The sequence below is a fragment of the Massilia sp. CT11-108 genome (assembly GCF_047302915.1).
GTDB classification, from domain to species: domain Bacteria; phylum Pseudomonadota; class Gammaproteobacteria; order Burkholderiales; family Burkholderiaceae_D; genus Telluria; species Telluria orientalis.
Window position 1 is genome coordinate 1 of record NZ_JBKYMO010001314.1, and the last position, 383, is coordinate 383.

At 73.9% G+C, this 383-nt stretch carries 1 pseudogene; it reads left to right on the top strand.

Features of this window, described 5'->3' with window-relative positions:
* Positions 1-383: pseudogene (locus ACEN88_RS34570) on the top strand (hypothetical protein); the annotation flags it as partial.

The window sequence follows — 383 nt, forward strand, 5'->3', positions numbered from 1 at the left end:
TACCCCAACAGGCCGTGTGCCGTACCCGCCAGCCCGACGGCACGCTGCTCACCGTGACGGCCACGCGGCGCGAGCGCGCGGGCCGTGCGGACGTCAAGTGCACCGTGCCGGGCGACGCGGCATTGGCCGAACGCCTGCAGCAGGTGGTCCGCCTCGCGCGCCATACGGAAGCGAAGATCGACAGCCGCGACCAGGTCGTGCTCGGCGTCGACCGCGCGCCGGCAGGGCGCGACTGCGAACTGGCCTTCGTGCTGGCCGACCGTATCGTGCGCGGCGTGTGGCATGGACGGGAGGTGGTCGCCAACGGCTGGTCCGATGCGTGGCAGCTGGGCCGTGTGGACGGCCACGACGTCGCGGACGCGTCGCCGGACGCGCTGCTGGGC